At 67.1% G+C, this 18475-nt stretch carries 16 protein-coding genes; 11 read left to right on the top strand and 5 right to left on the bottom strand.

Going from position 1 to position 18475, the window contains the following annotated elements; all coding sequences use genetic code 11:
* Positions 1-207: 207 nt before the first annotated feature.
* The 7 genes from ROY82_12410 to ROY82_12380 all read left to right on the top strand — a co-directional run bounded on the left by ROY82_12410 (position 208) and on the right by ROY82_12380 (position 8131).
* On the top strand, positions 208-1509 hold the full coding sequence (locus ROY82_12410) for an extracellular solute-binding protein (protein ID MDT3683262.1): 1302 nt from the start codon (positions 208-210) through the stop codon (positions 1507-1509).
* Positions 1510-1575: 66 nt separating this feature from the next.
* Positions 1576-2460 carry a sugar ABC transporter permease gene (locus tag ROY82_12405; GenBank protein MDT3683261.1) on the top strand — a complete coding sequence of 295 codons (885 nt, stop codon included), beginning with the start codon at positions 1576-1578 and terminating at the stop codon, positions 2458-2460.
* Positions 2461-2526: 66 nt separating this feature from the next.
* Positions 2527-3354, top strand: a complete 828-nt coding sequence (locus ROY82_12400; GenBank protein ID MDT3683260.1) for a carbohydrate ABC transporter permease — start codon at positions 2527-2529, stop codon at positions 3352-3354.
* Positions 3351-4217, top strand: a complete 867-nt coding sequence (locus tag ROY82_12395) for an ROK family protein (GenBank protein ID MDT3683259.1) — start codon at positions 3351-3353, stop codon at positions 4215-4217. Before ROY82_12400 ends, ROY82_12395 begins: the two co-directional genes overlap by 4 nt.
* Before the next feature lie 105 nt (positions 4218-4322).
* Positions 4323-5093, top strand: coding sequence for a GntR family transcriptional regulator (locus tag ROY82_12390; protein ID MDT3683258.1), 771 nt, complete (start codon positions 4323-4325; stop codon positions 5091-5093).
* Positions 5090-5875 (top strand): sugar isomerase domain-containing protein, encoded by a 786-nt coding sequence (locus ROY82_12385; GenBank protein ID MDT3683257.1) that lies wholly within the window; start codon positions 5090-5092, stop codon positions 5873-5875. The genes ROY82_12390 and ROY82_12385 overlap by 4 nt, the downstream gene beginning before the upstream one ends.
* A gap of 180 nt (positions 5876-6055) precedes the next feature.
* Positions 6056-8131 carry a S8 family serine peptidase gene (locus tag ROY82_12380; protein MDT3683256.1) on the top strand — a complete coding sequence of 692 codons (2076 nt, stop codon included), beginning with the start codon at positions 6056-6058 and terminating at the stop codon, positions 8129-8131.
* Positions 8132-8226: 95 nt separating this feature from the next.
* On the opposite strand, the gene ROY82_12375 is transcribed toward ROY82_12380, so the two are convergent.
* From ROY82_12375 to ROY82_12360, 4 genes are read right to left on the bottom strand one after another with little or no spacing between them, the layout of a single operon-like run.
* Complete coding sequence (locus ROY82_12375) at positions 8227-9117, bottom strand: carbohydrate ABC transporter permease (GenBank protein MDT3683255.1); 891 nt, start codon at positions 9115-9117, stop codon at positions 8227-8229.
* Positions 9117-10034 (bottom strand): sugar ABC transporter permease, encoded by a 918-nt coding sequence (locus ROY82_12370; GenBank protein MDT3683254.1) that lies wholly within the window; start codon positions 10032-10034, stop codon positions 9117-9119. The genes ROY82_12375 and ROY82_12370 overlap by 1 nt, the downstream gene beginning before the upstream one ends.
* The gene (locus ROY82_12365; GenBank protein ID MDT3683253.1) at positions 10031-11128 is read right to left on the bottom strand and encodes an ABC transporter ATP-binding protein; all 1098 of its coding nucleotides are present in this window, start codon (positions 11126-11128) and stop codon (positions 10031-10033) included. Before ROY82_12365 ends, ROY82_12370 begins: the two co-directional genes overlap by 4 nt.
* Positions 11129-11164: 36 nt before the next feature.
* Positions 11165-12598 (bottom strand): ABC transporter substrate-binding protein, encoded by a 1434-nt coding sequence (locus ROY82_12360; protein ID MDT3683252.1) that lies wholly within the window; start codon positions 12596-12598, stop codon positions 11165-11167.
* Positions 12599-13040: 442 nt separating this feature from the next.
* Here ROY82_12360 and ROY82_12355 point away from each other — a divergent pair, with 442 nt between their 5' ends.
* The 4 genes from ROY82_12355 to ROY82_12340 all read left to right on the top strand — a co-directional run bounded on the left by ROY82_12355 (position 13041) and on the right by ROY82_12340 (position 17279).
* Positions 13041-13649 carry a DNA-3-methyladenine glycosylase I gene (locus tag ROY82_12355; GenBank protein MDT3683251.1) on the top strand — a complete coding sequence of 203 codons (609 nt, stop codon included), beginning with the start codon at positions 13041-13043 and terminating at the stop codon, positions 13647-13649.
* Between the two features lie 250 nt (positions 13650-13899).
* A complete protein-coding gene (locus ROY82_12350) occupies positions 13900-14805 on the top strand; it encodes a hypothetical protein (protein ID MDT3683250.1) in 906 nt (301 codons plus the stop codon).
* Positions 14806-14940: 135 nt separating this feature from the next.
* The gene (locus tag ROY82_12345) at positions 14941-16104 is read left to right on the top strand and encodes a polysaccharide deacetylase family protein (protein MDT3683249.1); all 1164 of its coding nucleotides are present in this window, start codon (positions 14941-14943) and stop codon (positions 16102-16104) included.
* Positions 16101-17279 (top strand): glycosyltransferase family 4 protein, encoded by a 1179-nt coding sequence (locus tag ROY82_12340; GenBank protein MDT3683248.1) that lies wholly within the window; start codon positions 16101-16103, stop codon positions 17277-17279. Before ROY82_12345 ends, ROY82_12340 begins: the two co-directional genes overlap by 4 nt.
* Before the next feature lie 224 nt (positions 17280-17503).
* Here the strand turns inward: ROY82_12340 and ROY82_12335 are convergent, their stop codons facing one another.
* Positions 17504-18157: a sugar transferase gene (locus ROY82_12335; protein ID MDT3683247.1), complete on the bottom strand. Its 654-nt coding sequence runs from the start codon at positions 18155-18157 to the stop codon at positions 17504-17506.
* Positions 18158-18475 lie beyond the last annotated feature (318 nt).

Genomic DNA, 18475 nt, shown 5'->3' with positions numbered 1-18475 from the left:
CAGCCCACTCCCCTTCTCCTCCGCACGCTCCCGTAACCCTGAAGCATGTTGACTACTCGTAGACCATACCTCTTCCGGTCTAAGAGCGATTAGGAACTCGTGACGCTCCCGTTGGGCGGGCTCGTCTAGACGCCTCGGCACTTTACAACTTTGTTATAACATTATAATCTACTTCCCGGACAGCTAGTAACAGGAGGAGGACGCATCATGAGAAGCAAGCTCTCGTCCCTCGCACGCGTTGTGGTTAGCGCCGCGGTACTGGCGCTGGGCGCCGCCTACGCGCAGGTCACCATCAGCTACCTCACGCACTGGCCACCGGAGACCGTCGACCTCCTCAGCGCCGCCATCGACAAGTACGAGGCGGCCAACCCGGGCGTGAAGATCGAGGTTCGCGCCGTGCCGTTCGGCAACCTCCTGAGTACGTTGCGCTCGCAGGCCACCAGCCCCAACGGCCCGACCATCACGGGCATCTACGAACTGTGGCTGCCGGAACTCGTCAAGAGCGGGATTGCCGACGCCGCACCAGACGCCTACTCGGCGGACGTGCTCGCCAACTGGCCCGCCGGTCTCGTGGGGAGCGTCTCGTCGGACGGCACGGTGTACGGCTACCCGAACGAGGTGAACCTCTACGCGCTCAACTACAACAAGCGCCTCTTCGCCGAGGCGGGGATCGACGGGCCGCCCACCACCTGGGAAGAGCTGATCGCCGACGCCAAGAAGCTCACCAAGCGCCAGGGCAACACCATCGTGCAGCAGGGCTTCGGCCTCATCAACTCGTGGCCGGCCGGCGTCGTGCACCCGTGGCTGTCGTTCGTTTACTCCAACGGCGGCAAGTTCTTGGACGGCACCACCGCCACGCTCGACGCGCCCGCCACCGAGGCCGTCACCGAGCTGTACCACCAGCTGATCTTCGACGACAAGGTCACCGACCCCGCCATGGGCACCGCCAACGCCAGCACCACCGGCCCCTACCTGCAGAACTTCGCCAACGGCCAGACCGCCATGATCGTCATGGCCAACTGGTGGCAGAGCGCGCTGCGCGATTCGATGGGCGACGCCTTCGACGACATCGCCACCGCCCCCATCCCCGTCGGCCCCAACGGCACCGAGCCGCACCCCGTGTCTTACGCCTGGCTGACGATGGTCAACAGCCACGCCAGCGCCGAGCAGCGCGCCGCTGCCTGGGCGTTCCTCGAGTGGCTCGACGGCCCCACGAGCGGCGAGAACGGCTCCTCGGCAATGGGCGACATCCTCTCGAGCATGGGCATCATCCCCAGCCGCAACAGCGACGTCGTTGCCCATAGCGACGAGCTCAGCTCGCCGTTCCTCCAGGGTTACGTCTCGCAACTCGGCAACGCCATCCCGTTCCCCACCATCCTGGGCGGGGAAGAGATCTCCAACGCCCTCCAGCAGTGGCTCGAGCGCGTGGAGTTCGGCCAGTCGAGCGTGGCCGACATGACCAAGAACGCGAACAAGGAGATCGACGAGATCCTCGAACGCAACTACTGACCGCAGTTTCAGCGCCCAGCCAGGCCCCGCGCCCGGCTGGGCGCTCGACCTCTCGAGAGGCACACGTTGACCCGCCGCCGCACCACCCCATGGCCCCTCATCCTCCTCAGCCCGGGAGTGGGACTGTTGGTGCTGTTCGTGCTCTTACCTATCTTGCTCACGGCCTGGATCAGCCTGCACACCTGGTCAATGTACACGCCGCTATCTCAGATGGATTACGTCGGCCTCGCCAACTACCGCGGCCTCCTGGACGACCGCACCTTCATCCGCGGCCTGTGGAACACGCTCGCCTATTCCGGCCTTTCCATCGCCCTTATCTTGCCGCTGGCGTTCTTCGTCGGGCAGCTTCTCTACCGCGGGTTGATTAGGGGCAAGTCGACGCTCCGCGCCGTCGTGTTCCTGCCGTACATGATCCCCACCATCGCCGTGGCCATCATCTGGGGTTACCTCTACGCGCCCCTGTACGGCCCCCTCAACCAGGTCCTCGGCTGGTTCGGCATCCCGCCCAGGGCCTGGCTCGGCTCGGTGGACCAGGCCATGATCTCGCTCGTCATATTCAACGTCTGGCAGACCCTCGGCTACTACACGGTGCTCATGGTGGCCGGCCTCACGCAGATCCCGGCCGTCTACTTCGAGGCCGCCGTCATCGACGGCGCGAACGGCTGGCAGCAGACGTGGCGCATCACCCTGCCGCTGCTGCGGCGCACGCTGCTGTTCGTCGTGATCATCGCGATGATCAACAGCGTGCAGGTCTTCGACCCCGTCTACGTCCTCACCCAGGGCGGCCCCGCCAGCGCCACCACCGTCCTCTCGTACCAGGTGTACAAGAACGCCTTCGAGTTCGGCCTGGCCGGCAAGGCCAGCAGCATGGCCTTCGTCTTGTTCCTGGTCCTGGTCGTGGCCGTCGCGGCCGTCATGCGGCTGCTGCGCGACCCCACCGGGGAGTCCTGAGTGGCAGCCCGGCCGCTAGCCGCTGGTCGCCCGCGAGGACCCGGCCCGTCGCCGGCGAGCAGGCGCATGCAGCGCCGGCTGCTGATGGCGGTGCAGTACCTCGTGTACGCGCTGATAGTCGTCCTCATGCTCTTCCCGCTCTTCTGGATGGTGGCGTCGAGCTTCAAGACCCCGCAAGAACTCCAGGCGCTGCCGCCCGTGTGGTTGCCGAGCAGCATCGACTTCTCCGCTTACGCCCGCGCCTTCAGCACGGTCCCGTTCGCGCGCTCTTTCCTTAACTCGTTCGTGATCGCCGGAGGCTCCACCCTGGGCATCCTGATCACGAGCATCATGGCCGGCTACGTCTTCGCCAAGCTCCGCTTCCGCGGCCGCAACGAACTGTTCGCGCTCGTCCTCTCGACCATGTTCCTGCCGCCCATCGTCATGCTCGTGCCGCTCTACAAGATCGTGCAGTCGCTCGGGTTGGTCGATACCCTCGCCGGCGTCATGCTCCCCAACATCGCCAACGCCTTCGGGATCTTCCTCATGCGCCAGTTCATAGCCGGGATCCCGGACGAGCTGCTCGAGTCGGCGCGACTAGACGGCGCTTCTGAGTGGACGAACCTCTGGCGCATCGTGTTCCCGCTCCTTGGTCCGGCCATAGCCGCGCTGGTGGTGTTCGCGTTCACGTTCCACTGGAACTCGTTCCTCTGGCCCCTCACGGTGCTTCAGAGCCCCGACCAGCAGACGGTCGTGCTGGCCCTCAACCGGCTCGTGTCTTACACGTCCGCCATCAAGTTCCAGAACGTGGTCATGGCCGGTGCCGTCATCAGCGTGCTGCCCAACGTCTTGCTGTTCGTGTTCTTGCAGCGCTACTTCATAGCCGGCATCGCGCACACGGGGTCCAAGGGATGAACACCTACCTGGGGCTCGACGTCGGCGGCACCAACATACGTTTGGCCGTCTGGGACGAGGCCGAGCCCAAGGTCGTGGCCCGTGCCGACACCCCGCAGGGCTTCGCGAAGTTCGTCGAGACGATAGCGGGGCTCGTGGCCCCGTACACCGCCGTGGGGGTCGGCGTCGGCTTCCCGGGCGTGGCGTTCGACCAGCACGTCGGCTGGGTGCCCAAGCTGCCCTTCCTCACGGACGAGGACGTGGCGGCCGAACTCTCCGCCGTCTGCCGCGCCCCCGTCTTCTTCTCCAACGACGCCCACGCCGCACTCCTGGGCGAGGCGCGCTTCGGGGCGGCCAAGGAGGCCAAGGTCGCGCTCCTCGTCAGCCTCGGCACCGGGATCGGCGGGGGCCTGCTGATAGGCGGCCGCGTCTTCCGCGGCGCCAGCGGTTCGGCCGGGTCGTTCGGTTGGGTGAACATGTCGCTGGACGATCCCACGCACCCAGAGCACGGCCAGCTAGAGCTCCAAGCATCGGGCTCGGCGCTGGACGCGGCCGCCGGCGATTTGGGCCTGGACACGCGCGCGCTGGTTGCGGCAGCCCGCGAGGGCGACGAGCGGGCGCTGGGCGTCGTTCTTGGCATGGGTAGGCGCTTGGGCGTCGGGCTGGCCACCCTCGTTTCAGTGTTCGACCCCGAGGTCGTCTTGGTAAGCGGCGGGTTGAGCGCCGAGTTCGACCTCTTCGAGGGCGCAGTTAACGAGGCGTTGCAGCAGCGCGCCTCGCCCTCGGGCAGGCGCGTGCCCATCAGGCCGGCCGCGCTCGGGTGGCAGGCGGGCGCCGTGGGCGCCGCAGTCTTGGGGCGCGAGGGCAGGGGGGCGTTCGTATGACGCGAGCAGACAGTGAGGCGAGGGGCCCTCGAATGACGTGCATGGGCCGTGAGGCGGAGGCCTCCGGATGAGGCGCAACTTCCATGAGGCGAGGGGGGCGTTGGCATGACCCGCATCGACCGCGAGCGGCCGGAGCCGCTCTATCACCAGCTCGAGGTGCTGCTGAGGGCGAGGATCCTCTCCGGCGAGTGGCCGGCGGAGTCGCGCATCCCCACCGAGCAGGAGCTCTGCGACGCCTACCAGGTGAGCCGCGTGACCGCGCGGCAGGCCATCAGGAACCTGGTCGAGGGCGGCTACCTCGTGCGCCGCGCCGGGCTGGGCACGTTCGTGACGGCGCCGTTGCTCACCGCCGGGGAGAGGGGCCTGAAGTCTTTCAGCGAGGAGATGCGCGCGCTGAGTCTTCGTCCTGGCGCCACCCTGCTCGAGTTGAAGGTGGCCGAGGCCGACCAGACCGAGCGGGACCGCCTCGAGCTACCGGTAGGCTCGCGGGTCGTGCGCATCAAACGCCTCCGCACGGGCGACGGTCGCCCGATCGGCCTGCAGCACACGCGGCTGCCGGCCGCGCGGTTCCCCGACCTCGCCGCGGTCGACCTCGCCGACAGGTCGCTCTACGAACTCCTCGAGCAACGCTTCGGCGTGGTGGTGGCGGAGGCGCGCGAGACGTTCTGGGTGAGCAAGGTGCCCGCCGAGGACGCCGGCATCTTGCAGGTCGACAAGGGCGTCTGCGCCTTCCGCGTGGAGCGCGTCGCCATGGACACGGCCGGGGTCCCCATCGAGTTCACGACGTCGCTCATGCGCGGCGACAGGTACAAGATCCACTGGGTTCTGAAGGGCGGGACCGTCACGCGGTCTACGCAGGAAGGAAGAATCACATGAGCAGCAAGTTCCTGGCAGGACTCGTCAAGATGATCGAGCAGGTAGAGGCGTCGCAAGACGGCGCGCTCGACGCGGCCGCAGCGGCAATGGCCGACGCCCTCGAGAAGCGGCAGTTGGTCCACCTCTTCGGCAGCGGCCACTCCGTCATTCCGACGCTGGATGCCTTCCCGCGCTACGGCAGCTTCGTGGGCCTCCACCCCCTCAACGACCCGCGCTTGATGTGGCACAACGTCATGGGCCCTGGCGGCGTGCGCGAGCTCTTGTGGCTCGAGCGCGAGGAGGGCTACGTCCAGCAGTACCTCTCGCACGAGGCCCTGCGTAAGGGCGACGTGCTGGTCGTGTTCTCTCACGGTGGCCGCAACGCCGCCCCGGTGGAGGCAGCCCTCTACGCCAAGGAGCGTGGGCTCTTCGTGATTGCCGTGACCTCGAAGGTGAACCTGGACCGGCCCGCCAGCCACAGCAGCGGTCTGCGCATTGGCGAGATCGCGCACGTGACCGTGGACACCTGCTCGCCGGTGGAGGACGCCATCGTGAAGGTGGACGGCTGGGACCGCCCGGTGGGCGGCAGTTCGACCATCGTGGCCACCGCCGTCATGCAGGAGCTCATCGCCCGTACCGCGCAGAAGCTGGCTGACCGCGGGGTGAGCCTGCCCACGTTCGTGTCACCCACGGTGCCCGGTGCGTCTCTTGCCTCCAACGACGAGGTATTCACGGCGCACGAGGAGCTGCTCTCCGAGGCGCAGGACGGCTTCTTGAAGGCGAGGCGGGCGGCGAAGGGCTAGGTAGGGCCGGGCTGGTTGCGCGGCCCGGCGCCCCTCGCCCCCAGGCCGCCGGCCCCCGGAGGCTCTAACGCTATACTCACCAACACCGAACGCGCTCGGCCGCCTTCCGGGAGGAATGTGGTGCCGATCCTGGCGCCGCATGGTGCCGGTGCGTTGGTTTTCTCGAAGGGGAAGGGTGAGATGCAAAGGATAGTGCGTCTAGTCTCGTCGATAACTCTCGTCTTGCTGGTGCTGGCAGCGTGCACCACGCCGGACACCACGGCGCCGACGGTCACCATCGTGACGCCAACGGACGGCGCCACCGTCGCCGCCGGCACCAGCGTGGAAGTAAGCGGCAAGGCCACCGACGCGGGCGGCATCGCCAACGTCGCGGTGCTGGTGGACGGCACCGAAGTCGTCAAGGTGGTGCCTGGCGCAACCGGCACCTGGACGTTCCCATGGACCCCCACCACGGAGGGCACCTACGAGCTGAGCGCGAAGGCGACCGACAAGGCCGGCAACAGCGCTACCAGCCTCGCCGTCACCGTGACCGTCACCCCCGCTCTCGGCGCCACGGGCTCCATCTCCGGCATCATCACGCGCACGCCGCCGGCCGGCCCGGCCGGCCTGTCGGCCGCGGCAGCGCCGGCCCCCGCGCCGATAGTCCCCGGGGATGCCTTCGTCGTGTTCAAGCCCGGCGCCCGCGACGTGACCCTCGGCACCACCGCAGCGGGCCCGGCCGGCGCCCTCTCGTTCACGGCCGACGGCGGCTTCGCCTTCGCCGGCAACGGCTTCGCCAAGGTGACTTCCTTCGCGCACACGGGCGGCCTCGCCCTCTACCGCAGCAGCGGCCTGGACGAGGCCGCGACGCGCGCGCTGGTGGACGACTTGCGCGCCTCCGACCTCGTCGCCGAAGCGTTCCCCAACTGGATCCTCTCGGCCAATGCCACTCCCAACGATCCGCTTTACGGCCAACAGTGGCATTACGCGCAGTTGAACCTGCCTGCGGCCTGGGACGTCGAGACCGGGGCCACCAACAAGGTGACCGTGGCGGTGCTCGACACGGGCCGCTTCGGCCACACGGACGTTCAGTGGGCCGTCGGCGGTGCCAACTTCGCAAACTGGAACGGAACCACGCCCGGCGCGGGCGAGGGTTCGATCGACGACCCACGTACGAACCCGGGCGGCAGCACGCACGGCACGCACGTGGCCGGCACCATCGGCGCCATAACCAACAACGGCGCCGGGGTTGCGGGTGTCAACTGGAACGTCGACGTGCTGCCCGTCAAGGTCTTGGGAGCCGACGGCAGCGGCAACTTCGCGGGCATCCTTGAAGGCATCGCGTGGGCGGCCGGTGAGACCAAGACGGCTTATGGCACTCACATCAACGACAACCCGGCAGCCGTCATCAACATGAGCCTTGGTGGGCTGCTGTTCGACGCCTGCCCCGCCTCCATCGATGGTTACTTCGAGACCCTGGCCGGCCAACGTACCTACATCGTCGTGTCCGCCGGTAACGACGGCTCGCCTGCCGACATCGCCTTCCCCGCCAACTGCCCGCACGCCATCACCGTTGGCGCTACCGGCCCCACCGGCGCGCGCGCCTACTACTCCAACTACGGTCCCTTCATCGACGTCATGGCGCCCGGTGGCGACTTCGACTATGGATCGAGCTTCGGCGTGCTTAGCACCTACTGGAATGGCACCTCCACCTACGGCTACATGGAAGGCACCAGCATGGCAGCGCCCCACGTTTCCGGCGTGGTGTCGCTCATGCTTGCGCACGACCCGGATCTCACCTTCGACGAGGTGGTGGAGGGACTGCACAACGCCTCGGCGCCCCTGACACAGGCAGAGTGCAACGTGCCCGCCCTCGGCTTCGACGGCCTCAACCTTTGCGGCGCTGGCCTGCTGGACGCCGAGGCGGCCGTCTTGGGTAACACCCTCACCACGCCCACGGCTTACGCCTACGCCCTGCCTTACGAAGGCGGTGTTGCTCCCTGGATCGGCTACGGCGACCTGGGTTCCCTCGAGGCGCTCGCGCCGTACAAGGTCGAGGCCACGGCGCTGGCCGGTGGCGATTTCAGCTACTCGCTCGCCGGGCTCGAGCCTGGCACCTACGAGGTCATCGGCCTCGAGCTGCGTGACGCCGCCACCGGCATCTCGACCATCGACCGCTACGGGGTCGTTACCGGCGTCGAGGTCGTGGCCGACGAGGACGCCGACGCCACCGTGGTCGTCGTTCCCATGTACACGATGCTGCCGGTGGCAGACTGAGATCGAGCAGCTCGCCTCACTGGGCGACAAGCTAATGACGTGCGCGGCGCCGACGTAGAAATCGGCGCCGCGCGCTCGTCTTTATTTACCCCCGCCTACTCCCCCGCCACCGCCGTGAGCCCGGCCACGAAGTGGTCGATGAAGAACGTGTAGAGCACGGCCACGGGCACGCTGGCGATCAGCGCCCCCGCCAGCAGCGGACCCCAGCGGAACACGTCGCCCCTAACCAGTTCGGTGGGAACGCCGATGCTGACGGTCTTCTGCGCCGAGTCCTGCACGAACGTGAGGGCGTAGACGAACTCGCTCATCGAGAGCGTGAACGCGAACACGACCACCGTGAGGATGCCCGGCACCGCCAGGGGCAGCACCGCCCGCACGAACGCGCCGAAGCGCGTGTAGCCGTCGACCATGGCCTGCTCCTCGATGTCGGTGGGTATCCCTTTGAAGAACCCCATGAGGAGCCAAGTACAGAACGGCACCGTGAAGGTCGGGTACGCCACCACCAAGGCCCACAGCGAGTTCTGGAGGCCTAAGAACGCGATCACCTTGGCGAACGGTAGGAAGAGGAGCGTAGGAGGGATCAGGTAGGTGAGGAAGATGCCGATCGCCAGCGCCTCGCCCCAACTGCCCGCCAGGCGCGCCAGGCTGTAGGCGGCGGGAATGGCCAGCAGCAGCGTTATGACCACGACCAGCCCACCCACCATGAACGAGTTGAGGAGCCAGCGCACGAACAGCGTGTCCTGGAAGAGGAGCCGGATATGCTCCATGGTGGGCGACTGGTTGAACCAGAACGGGTTGGCGTTCGGGTCGAAGAAGTCGGCGTTGCGCTTGAACGCCGTGATGAGCATGACGTAGAAGGGCAGCGCCGCGAACACCGTGAAGAGCGTGATGACGAGGTAGAACGCCGAGCGCCCGACGAGGCGCCGGCCCTTCGCGCCCGGGCGGCTCGTGCCCGACCGGCGCTGCTTGACCGCTGACGCGGCCATCAGGTGACCTCGCTGCGGCGGATGAGGCTCAACAGCAGGGCGCTCACGCCGGCCAGGGCCGGGAAGAGGAAGAGGGCAACGGCCGCGCCCTTGCCGAGGTTGCCGCCCAAAATGCCCGTGAAGAACGCCATGGAGGCGAGCACCTGGGTGCTGTTGGCGGGCCCGCCGCGCGTGAGGATGAAGATCGAGATCATGTCGGCGAACGTGAAGACGAACGTGAACAAGATGGCGATGAGCAGGATGGGCGAGAGCATGGGCAGCGTGATGTCGAAGAGCCGCCGCATGTACCCGGCGCGGTCGATGCGCGCCTGCTCGATCACGTCGCTGGGGATGGAGTTGAGGCCCGCCAGCACGATGACCGTGGCCAGCGGCAGGAGCCGCCACACGTTCACGATCACCACCGCCGGCATGGCCAGGTGCTTGTCACCCAGCCAGTAGAGGTTGGGTAGCGAGCCGAGGAGGGCGCCCGGGTGGCCGAGGAGGCCGACCTGGCGCAGGAGCCAGTCGATGGGGCTGAAGACCGAGTCGTACATCCATAACCAGCCGATGAGCCCGAGCGCCACGGGCGCGGTCCACGGCAGGAGCAGCAGGAACCTGACCACCCACTTGCCGCGGAACTTGCGCATGAGGAGCTCGGCCTGGACGGTCGCGAGGATCAGGACCGTGATGAGCGTGCCGAACGTGAACACGAGCGTGTTCTTGAGCGCAGTTATGAAGTTGCGGTCGGATAGCAACTCCTGGAAGTTGCCCAGGCCCACCCAGCGCGGCACGGTGCCGCCGGTGGTGACGTCGTGGAGGCTGTAGTAGATGGCCAGCCCGAACGGCACTCCAACGAGGAGCACGATGAACAAGACGGCCGGAGCGATCATGCCCACCGCGAGGTAGACGTCGCGCCGCTGCGGGTTGTGGGCGCTCATGCGGCGGTGGCGGCGTCTACGCGGTGACCGCTGACCGGGTCGAACGACTTGACCAGCCCGGGTTGCACGAAGAAGTCGTGCTGCACGCCCACCTCGATGTGCCCGGCGAGGCGCGCGGGCAGTTTGGCGATCACGTTGGCGCCCCGCGGGCCCTCGGGGAGGGTGACCGGCGCGGGAGCCGCGTGTTCGCCTAGCTCCTGCGGCACCTCCTCCGCGTTGGGCACCAGGCCGTAAAGCAGGATGTCGGCACCTAAGTCCTCCAGCCCCGTGACGTAGAACTTGAAGCGCCTCGCGCCCGCGTCGGCCCCGAACTCCTTGGCGGGCAGGAAGTTCTCGGGGTGAAAGCCGATCACCTCGCTGCCCACGCGTATCAGGTTCATGGCCGGCGAGCCCATGAAGCGCGCCACGAACGTGTTGCCGGGTTCGCGGTAGATGTCGCTCGGGGTGCCGATCTGCTCTATCTTGCCGTGGTTCATGACCGCCACGCGCTCGCCCAGGCCCATGGCCTCGACCTGGTCGTGCGTGACGTAGATGGTGGTTATCCCCACGCGCTGGTGGAGCTTCTTGAGCTCGTGCCTCGCTAAGTGGCGCAGCTTGGCGTCGAGGTTGGAGAGGGGCTCGTCGAGCAGGAAGAGGTTCGGTTCGCGCACGAGGGCGCGGGCGAGTGCCACACGCTGCCGCTCGCCGCCCGAAAGCATGCGGGGCTTGCGCTGCAGCAGGTGGCCGATGCCGAAGAGGCCCGCCGCCCACTCCACCTTCTGTTGGATGGCCGGGCGCTTCATCCCGACCGCCTCGAGCGGGAAGGAGATGTTCTTGCCGACGGTCTTGTGCGGGTAGAGGGCGTAACTCTGGAACACCATGGCGATGTTGCGCGCGTTGGGGGGCAGGTCATTGACGACCTGCCCCCCGATCAGCACGTCGCCCGACGTGAGCTTCTCGAGCCCCGCGATGGTGCGCATGAGGGTCGTCTTTCCCGACCCGGAGGCGCCCAGCAGGACGAGGAACTCGCCGTCTTTCACCGCGAGGTCCACCCCGTCGACGGCGTGCACGCTACCGAAGTGCGTGTGTAGCGCCTTGACCTCGAGGGTCGCCACGTCAGTCCGCCCGGGGGCAGGGACGAGTGTTCAAGGTCAGATCAGCCCCCGAGCGCGCCAGGCGTCGAAGATCTTGCGTGCCTCTCCCGCGGCGGTGCGGATGGAGTCCTCGGTGCTCTGGTCGCCGCGAACGGCGCGCGCGAACATGTTGGGGATGACGAACGTGTTGAACACCTCGGCCACGGCGGGGCTGGTGTAACCGGGCCGGCCCACGTTGGTCGTCCATTCGACGGCGTTCTTGAGCGGCTTGAGCTTGCCCTTGGCCTCGCCCTCGAGGCGGAACGGGTCGTCGTCGAACCACGCCTCGTGCAGATCGGCGAACGTCTTGGCGCCCGCCACCGCCGGGTAGTCGCCGTTGCCCGTGATGGGCGAGTTGAAGAAGCTGGGCGAGTTGTAGAGCTTGCTGGCGTACATGGCCTGGTCGTAGTTCTCGGCGAGGTCGACGATGAACTGCTTGGCGGCGTCGACGTTCTTGGAGTGCTGCGGCACGATGTAGTTGTAGATGACGTGCGCGTTGCTCCAGGCGCTGCCGTTCGGGCCGTGCAGGGCGGGTCCGAAGAAGACGTCCTTGGCGATGTCCGGCACGTCCGCCTGCGCCGAGCGGTAGGCCGAGATGGAGTTCAGGATGTAAGAAGCGCGGCCAGCGATGAGCGCCTGGTTGTTCGAGGCCGCGTTCCACGCGAAGACCTCGGGCGTCATTGCCGCCTCGTACAGCCGTTTCATGTAGTTGACGGCCGCCACGGCGTTCGTGAACACGTCACCCTGGTCGATCACGATGTTGCTGTTCTCGTCTTGCAACATGCTGTCGAACGAGTAGAGGATGGCGCGGTGCGCCATGTTGGAGTCGAGCTCCTGCGCCAAGCCGATCCCGAGCTGCACGCCCTGTTCGTCGCGGATCTTGCCGCCGATCGTCACCAGGTCTTCCCAGGTGGTCGGGCCTGCCGGCATGCCCGCCTTCTCCCACAGGCTGCCGCGGTAGTTCGCGGGGTCGATGGTCCAGCCGATGCAGACCCCGAAGTACTTGTCGGTGACGGGGTTATACGAGTAGTGCTTGGAGAGGTCCAGTTCCCCGCCGAGGCGGCTGCTGGCTTCCTGATTGACGTCGGTGAGGTCGAGGAGGCTCGGTTCGAACTGCCCGGCCTCGGCGCCGACGATCTCGATGAGGTCGTGACCGCTACCGGCCGAGATTTCCGCCGCCACCGTGGTGGAAAGGTCGGCCAGGTTGATGTGGTCGACGACGACGTTGACGCCGTTGGCGGCGCCCCACTCCTTGGCGTAGGCATCGAACCACGTGTCGTAACTCGGCACGAAGTGGCTCCACTGGAGGATGCGCAGCGTTCCCGACTGCCCTTGAGCCCTGAGGATGGAGGGTCCGGCCGCGGCCGCGGCGGCGGCCACGCCCATGAACTTCATGAACGACCTGCGCGAGATGCGCCTCCCGAAAGGATCCAGCTTGTAGAACGGGTTCATCGCCTCCGAATGCTCCTTCCTCCCCGTGGTCGACCCACGGGCCCCGGGCTGACGCACGGGCACAGGACTTGGTCGGGCCGCACCTAGCGCATTTCGTGGGAGGGATCGTGAGGAAGTCGGAACAAGATGCTCTCAAGGCGACGCCGTCTTTGCGCTGGTACCTCGTCGACCTCCTCTTCACGCACCCATGCGGGCGCCTTTGGGCACCTGCGGGTTGCCGGCGCGGCGCGTGCGCGGAGCCTCGCCCGCCGCCTACCTCTTTGGTGCACTGGGGCCAAGATAGGCCGAGGATGAGCGTTCCCGCAACGGCAGATGAGCGGAAGCCCCGTAATTCTCATGTTTTGCCTAGAGCCCGTGGGCCTTTGGCCGATGCGCTGAGCGCCCCGGGCCGCTAACCTGACCTCACTTCGATCCCCCACTCCCCTGCGCCGGAGGCCCCAGAATGCCCACCAAGACCGCTCCACCCACAAGCACGGTGGCCGCTCCACCCAAGGGCACGGCCCTGGCCGAGGATGGCGGCGCCCGTCCCGCCTGGGCAGCGTCCGACCCGCTCATGCGCGCCTACTTCGACTCGGAATGGGGCGTACCCGTGAGGGGTGAGCGCGAGCTCTTCGAAGCCCTCAGCCTCGAAGTCTTCCAGGCGGGCCTGTCGTGGAGCACCGTGCTGCGCAAGCGCGAGGCGTTCAGAGCGGCGTTCGAGGGGTTCGACCCGGAGGCCGTTGCCCGCTTCGGCCCTGCCGAGGTCGAGGTGCTCATGCAAGACGAGGGCATCGTCCGTAACCGCCGCAAGATCGAGTCGACGATCCAGAACGCGCGCGCGACGTTGGAGTTGCGGCCGGCCGGCGGCCTGGCGCGGCTCGTCTGGTCGTTCGAACCCCACGGCCCCGCCGCCATGGCGGCTGCGCGCGCCGGCGGTCCCTCGCCCGAGTCCACGGCCCTCGCCAAGGAGCTGCGTGCCAAGGGCTTCGCGTTCGTGGGGCCGACCACCATGCACGCGTTCATGGAGGCAGTGGGGGTGATAGACGCGCATCCGCTGGGGCGGGTGCGGTGAGCGAACCGGCTGGGGCGGGTGCGGTGAGCGAAGCCGCTGGGGCGACAGTGGTGAATGGAGCCCTGGGGCGGCGGAGTTGGGCGGAGACGCCGCGGCGGGAGGGAGCGTTGAACGGAGCGGGCTCGGGCCACATGCCGCGTGCGAACCACATGCCACTCGCAGCCTTGGGAGGAGGACCCGTGTGAGGGTCGTACGACTCGCGTAGGGGCACCGGCCACACCCGGCGGCCAGGGTCTGTTACCGTCGGAGGATGGAGCAATTGGTTCGTGTGGGGGAGAGCCGTAAGCGCCGGGGATTAGGCCTCGGCCGCAAGCTGATGGCCTCGGTGCTACTGGCGTTCGCTTTCGCAGCCACCGCTCAAGGGGTTACCCCAAGCGAGGCCGAGGCGCCGCTGGTGACCGTGGAGAACGAACTCGGCGGCGAGGGCGCGCCCGCCCTGTTCGCGGTCGGCATCTCGGCGGGCTTCCCGTCATATCAGACCGTCGCCCTCGCGGTGTCATTGCAGGCGCAGTTCGTCGGCGCGCAACTCAAGGGCAGTTGGACGCCGGCCGGCGCCTACGTGGGCGCTCAGCTCCGCGCCTACCCGCCCATCCCGGTGCCCATCCCCCTCTACATCGGCGTGGGCGGCGGCATCTACGGCTCGAACGCCAGTTATCACTTCGCCCTGGGCACCCACGTGCCCCTCGGCAAGGACCTGCGCCTCGACCTCGAGGGGGGCGTGGCGAACGTTCCCCAGCTAGACCAGCGCGCCTGGGTGCCGCACCTCGCCGTCGGGATCAGCTACGTGTTCCCCGTGGAGCTCGCGCCCAGTGAGGCGTCCGCCCGCCTCGACCGCGGCTCCGCGCCGGGCGGCGGGGCCGCCTGCACCACCCCGGATGGTCCGGACCGCGCCCAGATTCCCGCGGTCATCGAGGCGACCGTCAACGACTGGATCCTCAGCGCCCGGGCCACCTACGGCAGCGTCTACACCGACCTCCGCTACAGCTACTCGATAACGCGGGTGCAGCTGAGTGGCAACGTGGCGAACGTCACCGTCAACTACTCCGGCAGCGTGAGGGAGATCCTCACGGGTACGCGCCAGAGCGCTTCGGGCGACGCACGCGTGCGGCTGGTGTGGACCGGGTGTGGTTGGGGTGTGGGGAGCGTGGAGTATTGAGCTGTCCCAGACCCGAGAGCGGCCCGGGTCCGTGCGCCGGGTGCTTGGCGCGTGCTCGAGGACTCAGCCTCGGCCGGGGCCAAATGATGTGTTGGCGCAAGTGGGAGGGGCACCTCAAAGTGGTGTAATGGTGCGATGTCCGCAATGTTGGACGTAGAGGACGCGGGTCAGACGCCGACCTTGAAAGTAACCACGGCCGAGCCGGGAATTCGGCATGACCAACCTAACGGTGCTTTGGTCGTGTCCCTGGATTTCGAGCTAGCGTGGGGCGTTCACGACTCGGCCGGTTCTGAAGGCGCCTATCGCGGGAACCTTCTGGGAGCTCGCGACGTAGTTCCCCGCCTGCTCGATCTCTTCGTGGAGTTCGACGTGCACGCTACCTGGGCGACCGTGGGGTACCTGTTCGCGCATTCACGCGAGGAACTCGAACATTACGCTCCAGAGTCGAAACCCGCCTACCGCAACCCGGCTCTGGACCCCTACCGGATCCAGGTCGGCAGGGGTGAGAAGGACGACCCCCTACACTTCGCGCCCAGCCTCATCCAGCTCATCGCTAGCGCTCCCGGGCAGGAGATCGCCAGCCATACGTTCTCGCACTACTACTGCCTTGCGGAAGGCCAGTCGATCGCCGAGTTCGCGGCCGACCTTCGCGCCGCCCAGGCCATAGGACGGGCGCATGGCTATGCCCTGAAGTCGCTGGTGGTGCCGCGCCGCCAGAACCGCGTCGACTACCTACCTGCCATCGCCGCGGCGGGGTTCACCGCTTACAGATCCAACGAGGCCAACTGGTTGAACAGCCCTCCCTTGGCTGCTACCCGCAACGTCGTGGTGCGCGGCTTAAGGATGCTGGACTCGTACGCTCCGATTTATGGCGCTACCCAAGTTCCATGGGCAACGACCGCACCAGATGCCAACGGCCTTGTCGACGTTCGTGAAAGCCGCTTCCTGCGGCCGGTGTCGTCGCGCCTCGCGCGCTTGGAGGGGCTCCGGTTCAACCGCCTGGCCAACGCAATGCGCAAGGCTGCGCGCACGGGGACGCTCTTTCACCTGTGGTGGCATCCGCACAACTTCGGCGCCAGGCCGGATGAGAACTTGAGCCGCCTGCGCAGTCTGTTGGAGTTACGCGAGGAGCTTCGGTTGACGCACGGATTCGAGGCGTACTCCATGGCCGAGGTCGACTACCTTGCAAGGCAGGCTCACTTCAACGTCGGTGCGCCGGCGCGAGGGGCCGGGCCCAAGTCGGCGGAGCCGCGACCGGCTTACAGAACCGACAAGGACGACCACAAGGCGGCCCTTTGACGCGCTCGAGTGCCAGGACACCAGAAACCAGCGAGACGTCCGGCGACGCGCGCCCGACGTTCGTGATCGTGGGCGCCGGCATCGGCGACCTGGTCTTCTTCCGAGGTGAACTGGTGCGGCGGTTGGTGCAAGCCGGCTACCGCGTGATCGCCGTTTCACCAGACGAGGACGCGGCCTTGATCGGCGCCATCGAAGGGCTGGGCGCGGAACACTACCGCGCCAACCTCAGCCGAACCGGAACGAACCCGCTTCAAGACGCCAAGAGCGTCAGGCAGATGGTCAGGTGGTTCCGGAGCGTCGAGCCCGCGGCAGTCTTCGCTCACGGGGCCAAACCGATCGTCGTTGGAATCACGGCTGCCTGGCTACTTGGCATCAGAAGGCGCTACGCCATGCTTCCTGGCCTCGGGTATGCGTTCGTGGACGATGGTTCGAGGTCGTTCCGGCGCAGCCTCGTGCGTTTCAGCCAGGTGCTCGCGTACCGGATCCTCTTCGCCCGTTGCCGAGCCGTCATCTTCCACAACGAAGACGACATGCGCCACATGCGGAAGCTTTCTGTCGTGAGCGAGCAACAGGCGTGGGTGGTACCGGGCTCAGGTGTCGACCTGGCCATGTTCTCGGCCTCCGAAGCACCGGTCGATCCCGTGAGGTTCCTGTTCGTGGGCAGACTGCTCCGCTCCAAAGGAGTCATGGAACTCGCCGAGGCCGCGAGGCTATTGCGGTTGGAGTACCCGAATGCCGAGGTTCACTTGGCCGGCGCAGTGGACGAGAACCCGGAGCCGGTCGACGAGAACGTCCTGCGCGAGCATGAGGCGAACGGTGACGTGGTGCTTCATGGTCACGTGGCGGATGTACGTCCGCTACTACGTGAAGCGAGCGTCTTCGTCCTGCCGTCGTATCGGGAGGGCTTGCCGCGTGCCGCGCTGGAAGCCCTGGCGAGCGGCCGCACCTTGGTCGTCACGGACGTACCGGGCTGCCGCGAAGTGGTGGAGGAGGGGCGGTTCGGCGAGCTGGTTCCGGCTCGCGACGCCGCTTCGTTGGCCAAGGCCATGATCGGCTACGCCGGCGATCCGGAGCGCATCGTTCGCGAGGGTCGCGAAGCCAGGCGAGCTGCCGAGGAGCGCTTCGACGTCCACCTGGTCAACGCCATCATGCTCGAGGCGCTGGAAGTGACGTAGGTCGAAGGACTCGTGTGCAATGCGCAAGGGGCAAGGGCACCCGGCAGGCCCTAACACCCGTGTTCGACGTAAATGGCCCCGCGCATCGATGAGGCGGGGGCGACGAGGCGGCGGTGAGGCAGGGGCGAGGCGGGGGCGATGACTCGACACCAGAGGTTTGGTGGCGGCTCAGGTATCGAGTCGGTCTACCACCGCGCAAGGCGGTAGGCGCGACGCACGCGACCTCACTCCTTGCCAGCGCTGTCTTCGGTGCCCATGAACTCGGGTGCGGTTGCGTGGCCCTCCGTGCTGATGCCCTCGCGCTTGATTACGGCCCCGACGGTCCACACTAGGATTCGAAGGTCGAGCCAGAAGGACCATTCGTCCACGTAGTCCACGTCGAGCGCGAACCGCTCCTCCCAAGAGAGCGCGTTGCGGCCGCGCACCTGAGCCAGGCCGGTGATGCCGGGCCGCGCAAGGTGTCGGCGGGCCTGTTCCGGCGTGTAGCGGGGCAAGTAGCGCATCACCAGTGGGCGCGGGCCGACCAGGCTCATCTCACCGCGGATGACGTTTATGAGTTCCGGAAGCTCGTCGAGGCTCGTGCTTCTGAGCAGACTTCCGAAACGCGGCAGGCGGTCCTCGTCGGGCAAGAGTTGGCCATAGCCGTCGGTCTCGTTGGTCATGGTCCGGAACTTTAGGATCTCGAAGGGCTTGCCGTTCAGGCCTGGCCGGGTTTGCCGGAACAGGACCGGTGAGCCGATGCGCCGCCGCACGAGCATGGCCACGACCAACAGCACGGGCGAGAACACCACCAGTGCGATGGTCGCCACGACGACATCGAACGCGCGCTTCAAGAAAGAAGTGGCGACCATCGGTTGGCGCCCTGACTTGTCAACCACTCGTAATCTCTCCACCAGGCGCTTGTCGCGCCGGTTCGTGGCCAGTAGGCACTAGGGTCTTTGCAAAGAAGGGGTGGGGTGGCGCCTGCGTGGGCGCCGTACCCCACCTCCTTGATCGCTTGGCCGCCGGTTCAGGCTAGCTGAGTGCGGGACCTAGTGGGTGTGAACGCGGTCACGGTAGTTTTGCAACATCTGTCGTTGCAGGGGGTCGAGGTCTAAGCCTGTGCTCGTTGGGCCGGCGGCGCAGTCTCCCGGTGTGCGTTGGATGTCTGGTGGTGCGCCTTCGACGGTGAGGCCTTTGAGTGTGAGAGCCGCCGT

This window comes from Truepera sp. (assembly GCA_032027045.1).
GTDB lineage: Bacteria > Deinococcota > Deinococci > Deinococcales > Trueperaceae > JAAYYF01.
Note: the sequence above shows the minus strand (reverse complement) of the source record. Positions and strands in the feature narration are given on the sequence as shown.

Coding starts and splice junctions, on each gene's coding strand:
- ROY82_12410 (MDT3683262.1), top strand. CDS start 208: ATGAGAAGCAAGCTCTCGTCCCTCGCACGCGTTGTGGTTAGCGCCGCG.
- ROY82_12400 (MDT3683260.1), top strand. CDS start 2,527: ATGCAGCGCCGGCTGCTGATGGCGGTGCAGTACCTCGTGTACGCGCTG.
- ROY82_12395 (MDT3683259.1), top strand. CDS start 3,351: ATGAACACCTACCTGGGGCTCGACGTCGGCGGCACCAACATACGTTTG.
- ROY82_12390 (MDT3683258.1), top strand. CDS start 4,323: ATGACCCGCATCGACCGCGAGCGGCCGGAGCCGCTCTATCACCAGCTC.
- ROY82_12385 (MDT3683257.1), top strand. CDS start 5,090: ATGAGCAGCAAGTTCCTGGCAGGACTCGTCAAGATGATCGAGCAGGTA.
- ROY82_12380 (MDT3683256.1), top strand. CDS start 6,056: ATGCAAAGGATAGTGCGTCTAGTCTCGTCGATAACTCTCGTCTTGCTG.
- ROY82_12375 (MDT3683255.1), bottom strand. CDS start 9,117: ATGGCCGCGTCAGCGGTCAAGCAGCGCCGGTCGGGCACGAGCCGCCCG.
- ROY82_12370 (MDT3683254.1), bottom strand. CDS start 10,034: ATGAGCGCCCACAACCCGCAGCGGCGCGACGTCTACCTCGCGGTGGGC.
- ROY82_12360 (MDT3683252.1), bottom strand. CDS start 12,598: ATGAACCCGTTCTACAAGCTGGATCCTTTCGGGAGGCGCATCTCGCGC.
- ROY82_12355 (MDT3683251.1), top strand. CDS start 13,041: ATGCCCACCAAGACCGCTCCACCCACAAGCACGGTGGCCGCTCCACCC.
- ROY82_12350 (MDT3683250.1), top strand. CDS start 13,900: ATGGAGCAATTGGTTCGTGTGGGGGAGAGCCGTAAGCGCCGGGGATTA.
- ROY82_12345 (MDT3683249.1), top strand. CDS start 14,941: ATGTCCGCAATGTTGGACGTAGAGGACGCGGGTCAGACGCCGACCTTG.